Below are 9,981 nucleotides of genomic sequence, written 5' to 3'. Positions count from 1 at the left end.
GGCCAGTGACCGGCGCGGGGTGCTCCGCGTGGACCTCGACGCAACGGACGCCGGACGCACCTGGGTGCACCGGCCGGACACCCTCGCCGTGGAGGAGCCGCTGGAGATCCGGGTCGGTCCCGCCGGGCCGGCCCGACGTCGCCCGCTGGCCGTCACCATGCGGACTCCCGGCGCCGACCTGGACCTGGCCATCGGGTTCCTGCTCACCGAGGGGCTGATCCGCTCGGCGGACGACGTCTCCACCGCGCAGCTGTGCGCCGGCACGGAGGCGCCGAACACCTACAACGTGGTCGACGTGACGCTGGCGCCCGGCGTGCCGGAACCGACCACCGACGCCACCCGGCACTTTCATACCACCAGCTCCTGCGGGGTGTGCGGCAAGGCGAGCATCGACGCGGTGCGTACCCGGTCGCCTTTCGGCGTGGCCGACGACCCGCTGGCCGTGCCGGCGGCGCTGCTGGCCGAGCTGCCGCAGCGGCTGCGGGCCGGGCAGCGGGGCTTCGACCGCACCGGCGGACTGCACGCGGCAGGACTGTTCACCGCCGACGGTGAGCTGGTGGTGCTGCGCGAGGACGTGGGACGGCACAACGCGGTGGACAAGGTGATCGGCTGGGCGGTACGCGAGCGACGACTGCCGCTGGCCGGGCACGTGCTGCTCGTGTCCGGCCGGGCCAGCTTCGAGCTGACCCAGAAGGCGTGGATGGCCGGTGTGCCACTGCTCGCGGCGGTCTCGGCGCCGAGCACGCTCGCGGTCGACCTGGCCACCGAGGCGGGGCTGACCCTGGTCGGTTTCCTGCGCGGCCGGACGATGAACGTCTACACCGGAGCGCACCGGGTGACCGGGTGACCGGCTGACCGGCTGACCGCTGCCGATCAGCGGTTCGCGAGCATCTCGAACAGTTCCAGCCGCACGGCGGCGTCCCGGGCCACCAGGAAACCGGCGATGCCCAGGACCCAGCCGAGCATGCTCCCGGACGACCGGACGATCCACGCGTTGAGTCGGGCGAGCACCGGTTCGACCAGCCTCGGCCAGGCCACCCGGGCACCCAGCAGCAGCGCCGCCGGCAACACCATGACCAGGCAGTATCCGGCCAGCAGCGCGATCACGTTCGGCACGCCGAGACCCGAGGTGGTGAGCAGACCCAGGGCACCGAGGTACGGCAGCATCGTCGCCACCTCGGCCAGCGCGGCGAACACCGCCAGCCCGACCAGCCAGCGTTGCGACGAGTCACCGGCGGTCACCCGGTCCCGCCACCGCAGCACCCGGCCGGTGCCCGCGCCCCGCTTGCCGTCGTACCGGAAGCTCAGCACGAACAGCCCGATGCCCAGCGCGAGTTGTCCCCAGAGCACCGGCCGGTTGTCCAACGCTCCGCCCAGCACCTCGGCCAACCCGCTGCCGCCGAAATAGAGCAGCACCCCGACCGCGAAGTAGAAGCCGGCGATGGTGCCGAGGTAGGTCAGCACCCGCCGGACGCTCACCGGGCCCGGGGCGAGCAGCAGCCAGACGGGAATGAACAGGGTGCCGATGCTGGTGCTGTCGACCAGCGCCAGGCCGGCAAGGGACAGCAGCAGTGCGATGCTCATGCCGTACCGGGTGAGAGTTCGGACACGCGGTGATTATCCGACACCGTCCGCGTGCCCGGCGACCCCGGCCATCGGCGCTGATGGTTCTCCCGGCCCGACATCCGGGCGGCGTAGCGCCGGTTCACCTATCTCGGGCGCCGCCGGGAGCGGCGCCTGCGTCGCCGCAGCGCCTTCGGCGACCCGGTCACCGGCCAGCCGTCGAGGCGTGACGGCGGCACTCCCCGACGGAGCAGGTCGTCCAGGAGCAGGGCGAGCGAGTAGTCCGAGTGCTCGGCCAGCACCCGCTCCAGCGTCACGGCGGCCAATGCGCCCTGCCCCGCCCGCCAGGCGGCGAAAGCCAGCAGTGCGCCGGGCGCGGCGATCAGCTCCGGCTCGGCCCGGCGCATGACCTCGGTCCAGAACGCCACGTCCTCGTCCCGGCCGTCGGTGCGCTCCCAGGCGTGGTCGCGTACCGGAAGGTGGGTCAGCAGCAGGCACAGCCAGGCCAGCTCGTCGTCGGTCAGGGGCTCGCCGCTCCCGTGCCGTTGCCGAGCGGCACGGAGCGCCGCCGTGCCGGCCGACCGCAGTGCCCGCCCGCCGAGCAGGTCGGTCGGGGGTGCCTCCGCCAGCAGATCGGTGAGCCGCCCCTCCGCCCGCTCGGCGGCCTGCCGCATGGCCGGGGTGGCGGCGGGCGCCACCTGCGCGGCGAGGGCCGCCCGGTCGGGCAGCGCGACCTGGCCGGCGAAGACGGCTGTCGCCGGCACCGTGCTCGCCCTCGGGTCGTACGGGGTGCCCTCGGGCGGGCAGCACTCCGGCACCCCGCAGAGGTACGACCACCACCTCTCCTCGGTGACCCGCAGCGCGTCGAGGACGGTGAGCCCGGCGTCGGCCAGCGCGGCCCGGACCGCGTCCACCGCCGAGGTCACCGGGGTGGCCGGACCGTAGCCGATCACGGTGGCCGAGTCGGCGCCCTGCCGGGTGGTCACGTCGGCGATGTGCGCCGCCGACTCGCCCGGATCCGAGTCGTCGAAGAGGTCGCAGCGGGCGGCGAAGACGATCCGCGAGCCGCGTAGCGCCACCACCACGATGCTGTCGGCCGGATGGAAGCCGAGCAGGTACGGCACGGCGGCGATGAGGTCGGCGGGCGAGCGGACGGTGAGCCGGGGAAGGTCGGTCGAGTTCATACGGCCAGCCTGTGAGCCGGCGGGCGGCACCGCCGCCCCTGTGGACGACACGCAGCTCATCCACAGTTACCGGCTGTATTACCCCAGCTCAGGCTCGATCACGACGTCGCTGCCCGCCTGCCGCAAGCCGGCGCATCCCGCGATCCTGGACGCTCGGGTGTTAACAAGGGGCCCTTCCTTGCACGGCAGGCGATACCTTGCGGGGATGGATCTGGCGTACCTGCGGGCGCATCCGGAGCACCTGCCGACCTTCCTGACCCACCAGCGGATCCGGGAGACGCCGGTGTCCGGCGGTGACATCTGCGCGGCGTCCCGGCTGACCCTGGACGACGGGCACTCGGTGTTCGCCAAGACCTGGCCGGAGCACGCCGACCGGCCGGTACCGGAGGGCTTCTTCGCCGCCGAGGCGACCGGGCTGCGCTGGCTGCGCGAGGCCGGCACGGTCGCCGTACCGGAGGTGATGGTGGCGCTACCCGATCTGCTCGCGCTGGAGTGGGTGCAGCCGGGCGAGGCCGGCCCGAAGGCGGCCGAGGGCTTCGGCCGTGAGCTGGCCGGGCTGCACCGGGCCGGCGCGCCGACCTTCGGGGCACGGTGGCCGGGTTTCATCGGCGCACTGCCGGCGGACAACACTCCGCACCCGGGCCCCTGGGCGGACTGGTTCGCTCAGGCCAGGCTGCTGCCCTACCTGCGCCGCTCGGTCGACAATGGGGCCCTGAGCGGCACCGACGCGGCGCTGGTCGAGCAGGTGGTGACCCGGATCGGCGAGTTCGGTGGGGACGAGCCGCCCGCCCGGATCCACGGTGACCTCTGGCCGGGCAACCTGCTCTGGGGCGACGACGACCGGGTCTGGCTGGTCGACCCGGCCGCGCACGGCGGGCACCGGGAGACCGACCTCGCGCAGCTCGCGCTCTTCGGCGGGGCACCACACCTGGACCGGATCCTGGCCGCCTACCGCGAGACCTGGCCGCTGACGGACGGCTGGCGGGCGCGGGTTCCCTTGCACCAACTCCATCTGCTGCTGGTGCACACCGCCCTGTTCGGCGGGGCGTACCGCGATTCGGTCGGCAGGATCGCTCGGGACGCACTGAGCGGAGTCGGGCGCGCTACCGTCGACGGATGAGCGTCGCCCCGCCGACCGGCGGCGTCCTCGTCGACCGGTACGGCCGTGTCGCCCGGGACCTGCGGGTCTCCCTGACCGACAAGTGCAACCTGCGCTGCACGTACTGCATGCCGGCCGAAGGGCTGCCCTGGCTGGGCGGTCCGCAGTTGTTGACCGACGACGAGGTGATCCGGCTGATCCGGGTCGCGGTACGCCAGCTCGGGGTGACCGAGGTGCGGTTCACCGGCGGCGAGCCGCTGATCCGCCCCGGTCTTGTCGGCATCGTGGCGGCCGTCGCCGCCCTCGACCCGCGTCCCCGGCTCTCGGTTACCACCAACGGCATCGGCCTGGAGCGGATGGCTCCGGCGCTGCGCGCCGCCGGCCTCGACCGGGTGAACGTCTCCCTGGACACCCTGCACCGCGAACGCTTCGCCCGGCTCACCCGGCGGGACCGACTGCCCGACGTGCTCGCCGGCCTGGCCGGCGCGGCCACCGCCGGACTCACCCCGGTCAAGGTCAACAGCGTGCTGATGCGCGGGGTCAACGACGACGAGGCACCGGCGCTGCTCCGCTTCGCCCTCGACCACGGGTACGAGCTGCGCTTCATCGAGCAGATGCCACTGGACGCCCAGCACGGCTGGGACCGCGCGAGCATGGTCACCGCGGCTGAGATCCTCACCGCGCTGCGCACGGCGTACGCGCTGAGCCCGGACCCGACCGAGCGCGGCGCGGCACCGGCCGAGACCTGGCTGGTCGACGGCGGCCCGGCTCGGGTGGGCGTGATCGGCACGGTCACCCGACCGTTCTGCGGCGACTGCGACCGGACCCGGCTCACCGCAGACGGCCAGATCCGCAACTGCCTGTTCGCCACCGAGGAGTCGGACCTGCGCGGCGCGTTGCGGGCCGGGGCCGACGACGCGGAGCTGGCTCGGCGCTGGCGGGCCGCGACCTGGGGCAAGCGGGCCGGGCACGGCATCGACGACCCGACCTTCCTGCAACCGGCCCGGCCGATGTCGGCCATCGGAGGTTGACCATGCCGACCGTCACCGTCCGCTACTTCGCCGGGGCGCGGGCCGCCGCGGGCCGGGCCGAGGAGACCACCTCCGCCGGCCGGTCGCTGAACGAGCTGCTGGCCGACCTGGCCGAGCGGCACGGCGGACGGTTGGTGCCGGTACTCGCGGTGTCGAGTTTTCTGGTCGACGGCGTGACCTGTCATGATCGGCACAAGCCGCTGCCGGCCGGGGCGACGATCGACGTCCTGCCCCCCTTCGCCGGCGGCTGAGAGGGATCGATCCACTGTGTTCGCGGTAGTCGGCTTCGTGACCACCCTTGCCCTGATCACCGGGCTGATCCATCTCTACCTGTGGAAGCGGCTGGTCAGGGACACCACCACGGCGGGGCGCTGGCGGCGGATCGGCACGGTCACCGCGGTGGTGCTGGCGCTGCTCGTACCGGCGACCATGGTCGGCACCCGGGCCGGCATGTACTGGCTGGCCTGGCCGGGCTACCTCTGGCTCGCGCTGATGTTCTACCTGCTGGTGCTGCTGGTCGCGTTGGAAATCCCGATGCTGGTGACCCGGCTGGTGCTGCGCCGCCGGACGGTTGTGGCCGCGCCGGAACCGGTCCTGGTCGGCCCGGCCAGCCCGCCCGCCCCCGGTCCGTCGACCACCGGGCCGGCGGATCCCGGTGCGACGACCGGCGGCCCGGCCGACCCGCCGGCCGCCGGGGCGGTCGGGCCGGACCACGATCCGGGCCGTCGACTGCTGCTCGCCCGCGGGGCCGCGATCTTCGCCGGGCTCACCGCGACCGGGCTGGTCGGCTACGGCGTACGCACCGCGATGGGTCCACCCCAGCTGGACCGGGTGCAGATCCCGCTGGCGAAGCTGCCCCGCAGCATGGACGGCCTGCGCATCGCCACGGTCTCCGACATTCACATCGGGCCACTGACCGGCCGGGCGCACACCGAGCGGATCGTCGCCGCGATCAACCGACTGGACGCCGACATCGTCGCCGTGGTCGGTGACCTGGTCGACGGTACGGTGGCCGAACTGGGTGACGCGGCGGCGCCGCTGCGCGGACTCCGGTCCCGCCACGGCAGCTACTTCGTCACCGGCAACCACGAGTACTACTCCGGCGTCGAGGAGTGGGTGGCCGAGGTCGACCGGCTCGGGCTCCGGGTGCTACAGAACAAGCGACTGGAGATCGCCGCTCGCGGCGGGGTACTCGACCTGGCCGGGGTCAACGACGTCAGCGCGGCGGGCACCGGCGTGTCCGCGCCGGCCGACTACGCCGCCGCGCTCGGCGACCGCGACCCGTCCCGGCCGGTGGTGCTGCTGGCCCACCAGCCGGTGGCCGCGGTGGAAGCCGCGAAGTACGGCGTGGACCTGCAACTCTCCGGCCACACCCACGGCGGTCAGATCGTCCCCTTCAACCTGCTGGTCAAGCTCGAACAGCCGGTGGTCTCCGGGCTGGGCGAGGTGGACGGGACGAAGGTGTACGTCACCAACGGCGCCGGCTTCTGGGGGCCGCCGGTCCGGGTCGGCGCGGAGCCTCAGATCACCCTTGTCGAGCTCCGCTCGGCATAGCGCACCTCACCATCGAGCGTGGCGACGCGCGGGGGCGCGGCCGGTCGTGGCAGGATGCGGCGTGCCTCCGTTCAGCGCCGTACCCCCCGGTGGCCTCCCGCCATTCGTCGCGGACCTGCACATCCACTCGAAGTACTCGCGGGCCTGCAGCCGTGACCTGACCCTGCCGAACCTCGGCTGGTGGGCGAAACGCAAGGGCATCGCCGTGCTCGGCACCGGCGACTTCACCCACCCCGCCTGGTACGACCACCTGCGCGAGACGCTGCATCCGGCCGAGCCCGGCCTGTACCGACTGGCTCCGGAGGCGGAGCGGGACATCGCCCGCCGACTGCCGCCCCGGCTGTCCAGCGCGGCGGAGAGCGACCCGGTCCGGTTCATGCTGAGCGTGGAGATCTCCACGATCTACAAGCGGGACGACCGGACCCGCAAGGTCCACCACCTGATCTACCTGCCCGACCTGGACGCGGTGGCCCGGTTCAACACCGCGCTGGGCCGGATCGGCAACCTCGGCTCGGACGGCCGACCGATCCTCGGCCTGGACTCCCGCGACCTGCTGGAGATCACCCTGGAGGCGAGCCCGGACGGCTACCTCGTCCCGGCGCACATCTGGACCCCGTGGTTCTCCGCGTTGGGCTCGAAGTCCGGCTTCGACGCGATCGCCGACTGCTACGCCGACCTGGCCGAGCACGTCTTCGCGGTGGAGACCGGGCTCTCCTCCGACCCGGAGATGAACTGGCGGGTCGGCAGCCTGGACGGCTACCGGCTGGTCTCCAACTCCGACGCGCACTCGCCGCCCGCCTTGGCCCGCGAGGCCACGGTCTTCGCCTCGGCCCGGGACTACTTCGGCATCCGAGAGGCGCTGCGTACCGGCGACGGGCTGGCGGGCACGATCGAGTTCTTCCCCGAGGAGGGCAAGTACCACGCGGACGGCCACCGCCTGTGCGGGGTGAACTGGGCGCCCGAGCGCACCCGGGAGGCCGGCGGGCGCTGCCCGGAGTGCGGCAAGCCGTTGACGGTGGGCGTACTGAGCCGGGTGGAGGACCTGGCCGACCGACCTGAGGGGTACCGGCCGGAGCACGCCCCGACGGTCACCCACCTGATCCAACTCGCCGAGATCCTCGGTGAGATCAACAAGGTGGGCCCGCGGTCGAAGAAGGTCGAGGGGAAGCTCACCGAGCTGGTCGCCGCGCTCGGTCCCGAGCTGGAGATCCTGACCCGCGCCCCGCTCGACGAGATCGGCCGGGTCGGCGGGGAACTGCTCGCCGAGGGCATCGGCCGGCTGCGCCGCGGCGAGGTCCGCCGGGTGCCCGGCTACGACGGCGAGTACGGCGTGATCACCCTCTTCGACCCGGCCGAGCTGGGCAGTGCCGGGGCGGCGGCCGGGCAGGAGACGCTCTTCGACGTACCGGTGCCCGCGCAGCGGCGGCCCACGGAGCCGGCGGCCAGGCCGGACGAGAAGGCGAAGCGGCCGGCGGCGAAGGCCGAGCCGAAGCGCAAGTCGACACCCCCGGCACCGCCGATCGCGCCGCCGCCCTCCCCGCACGAGCCGTTCGAGCCGATGCTCGCCGGGATGGAGGAGGTCGGCACCGGCCTGCTCGACCGGCTCGACGCGATGCAGCGGGTGGCCGCTTCGGCCCCCGGTGGTCCGCTACTTATCGTCGCCGGACCGGGCACTGGCAAGACCCGTACGCTGACCCACCGGATCGCGTACCTCTGCGCGGAGCTGAACGTCTTCCCCGAGCATTGTCTGGCGATCACCTTCACCCGGCGGGCCGCCGAGGAGTTGCGGCACCGCCTCGACGGCCTGCTCGGCCCGGTCGCCGAGGACGTCACCGTGGGCACCTTCCACTCGCTCGGGCTCGCCATCCTGCGCGACAACGCCGAGGCCGCCGGCCTGCCGAACGACTTCCGGATCGCCGACGACGCCGAGCGGGCGGCGGCCCGGGCCGAGGCCGGCGACGACGAGGCCGGTTATTCCGCACTGCTGCGCAAGCAGGGCATGGTCGACCTGGACGAGTTGCTCACCCTGCCGGTCGCACTGCTGCGGGACGACCGCGAGCTGGTCGAGCGGTACCGGAGCCGCTGGCGGTGGATCTTCGTCGACGAGTACCAGGACGTCGACGCGGTGCAGTACGAGCTGCTGCGGCTGCTATGCCCGGCCGACGGCAACCTGTGTGCGATCGGCGACCCGGACCAGGCCATCTACTCGTTCCGGGGGGCCGACGTCGGATACTTCCTGCGCTTCTCGCAGGACTTCACCGACGCCCGGCTGGTCCGGCTCAACCGTAACTACCGTTCCTCGGCACCTATCCTCGCCGCCGCGGTGCAGGCCATCGCGCCGTCCTCGCTGGTCCGGGGCCGCCGGTTGGACCCGGCCCGGCTCGACCCGGAGGCCCCGCTGGTCGGTCGGCACGCCGCGGCCTCCGTCGCCGACGAGGCCGATTTCGTGGTACGCACGGTCGACGAACTGGTCGGCGGCCTCTCCCACCGGTCGCTGGATTCCGGCCGGATCGACGGCCGGTCCACCACACTGTCCTTCTCGGACATCGCCGTGCTCTACCGGACCGACTCGCAGGCCGCCCCGATCGTGGACGCCCTGTCCCGGGCCAACATCCCGGTGCAGAAACGGTCGCACGACCGGCTGCGGGACCGCCCCGGCGTGATGGCCATCGCCCGCGAGCTGCGGCACGCCTCGGGCCTCGACGGCGCCCTGCCGGCCCGGGTACGCCTCGCCGGCCAACTGCTCGCCGAGCGGTTCGCCACCCCCACCCTCGACGGTTCCGGCGGGGTACGCCCGGAGGACGTCCGGACCGCGGTCGACCTGCTGACGCCACTGGCCCGCCGGTGCGGCGACGACCTGGAGATGTTCCTGTCCCAGCTCGCCACCGGTGCCGAGGTGGACGCGCTCGACCCGCGCGCCGAGGCGGTCACCCTGTTGACCCTGCACGCCGCCAAGGGCTTGGAGTTCCCGGTGGTCTTCCTGATCGGCGCCGAGGACGGGCTGCTGCCGCTGCGCTGGCCCGGTTCGACGCCGGACGACGACGCCGTCGCCGAGGAACGACGGCTGTTCTTCGTCGGCCTGACCCGCGCACAGGACCGGCTCTACGTCAGCCACGCCGCCCGCCGGGTCCGGCACGGGTCGGAGCGCGACTGCCGTCCGTCACCGTTCCTCGACGTGATCGACCCCGGCCTCTTCGAACGTCTCGGCGACAGCGCCGGGCCCCGCCGGCCGAAGGACCGTCAACTACGGCTCATCTGACGGCTGGCCGCTCGATCGCCAGCCGAACGCGACGCCATCCACGCCGGAAGATGCCGGGGTGAGATGCGGCCTGCCGGATAGCTGACCCGGCCGTTTTCGGGGCCGAGCGCCGCTGGCGTACACGCTACGGTGGCGTGGGCGACGGCGGCCCCGACGGTGACCGCCGGCCTCCCACCCATCAGCGCAGGAGGGCGTGCATGGCGAACTACGGACCACCGGGCGGCGATCCGCAGCCATGGCGCGAGCCTGGGCCCGGCGAGGCGCACGGCCGTGGCCAGCCCGACCCCAACC

At 73.3% G+C, this 9,981-nt stretch carries 8 protein-coding genes; 6 read left to right on the top strand and 2 right to left on the bottom strand.

Annotated features, from left to right (window positions below):
- A partial coding sequence (fdhD, locus tag C1I95_RS28135; RefSeq protein WP_233513936.1) for a formate dehydrogenase accessory sulfurtransferase FdhD occupies positions 1–847 on the top strand: 847 nt, incomplete at its 5' end.
- 26 nt (positions 848–873) lie between these two features.
- Here the strand turns inward: fdhD and C1I95_RS28130 are convergent.
- Together C1I95_RS28130 and C1I95_RS28125 are read right to left on the bottom strand one after the other, a co-directional pair.
- Positions 874–1,584, bottom strand: a complete 711-nt coding sequence (locus tag C1I95_RS28130) for a GAP family protein (RefSeq protein ID WP_111218293.1) — start codon at positions 1,582–1,584, stop codon at positions 874–876.
- A gap of 125 nt (positions 1,585–1,709) precedes the next feature.
- The gene (locus C1I95_RS28125) at positions 1,710–2,747 is read right to left on the bottom strand and encodes a DUF4192 domain-containing protein (RefSeq protein ID WP_111218291.1); all 1,038 of its coding nucleotides are present in this window, start codon (positions 2,745–2,747) and stop codon (positions 1,710–1,712) included.
- 205 nt (positions 2,748–2,952) lie between these two features.
- Between C1I95_RS28125 and C1I95_RS28120 the strand changes: the two genes are divergently transcribed.
- The 5 genes from C1I95_RS28120 to C1I95_RS28100 all read left to right on the top strand — a co-directional run bounded on the left by C1I95_RS28120 (position 2,953) and on the right by C1I95_RS28100 (position 9,690).
- Complete coding sequence (locus C1I95_RS28120; RefSeq protein ID WP_111218289.1) at positions 2,953–3,867, top strand: fructosamine kinase family protein; 915 nt, start codon at positions 2,953–2,955, stop codon at positions 3,865–3,867.
- Positions 3,864–4,877 (top strand): GTP 3',8-cyclase MoaA, encoded by a 1,014-nt coding sequence (gene moaA, locus C1I95_RS28115; protein ID WP_111218287.1) that lies wholly within the window; start codon positions 3,864–3,866, stop codon positions 4,875–4,877. The genes C1I95_RS28120 and moaA overlap by 4 nt, the downstream gene beginning before the upstream one ends.
- Positions 4,878–4,879: 2 nt before the next feature.
- Complete coding sequence (locus tag C1I95_RS28110) at positions 4,880–5,128, top strand: MoaD/ThiS family protein (protein ID WP_111218285.1); 249 nt, start codon at positions 4,880–4,882, stop codon at positions 5,126–5,128.
- 16 nt (positions 5,129–5,144) lie between these two features.
- A complete protein-coding gene (locus C1I95_RS28105; RefSeq protein ID WP_111218283.1) occupies positions 5,145–6,431 on the top strand; it encodes a metallophosphoesterase in 1,287 nt (428 codons plus the stop codon).
- Between the two features lie 61 nt (positions 6,432–6,492).
- Entirely contained in the window at positions 6,493–9,690 is a 3,198-nt protein-coding gene (locus C1I95_RS28100; protein WP_111218281.1) for a UvrD-helicase domain-containing protein, read from the top strand.
- The last annotated feature ends 291 nt before the right edge of the window (positions 9,691–9,981 follow it).

Source organism: Micromonospora craterilacus (assembly GCF_003236315.1).
Lineage (GTDB): Bacteria > Actinomycetota > Actinomycetes > Mycobacteriales > Micromonosporaceae > Micromonospora > Micromonospora craterilacus.
This window is presented reverse-complemented; position numbering and strand designations above follow the sequence as displayed.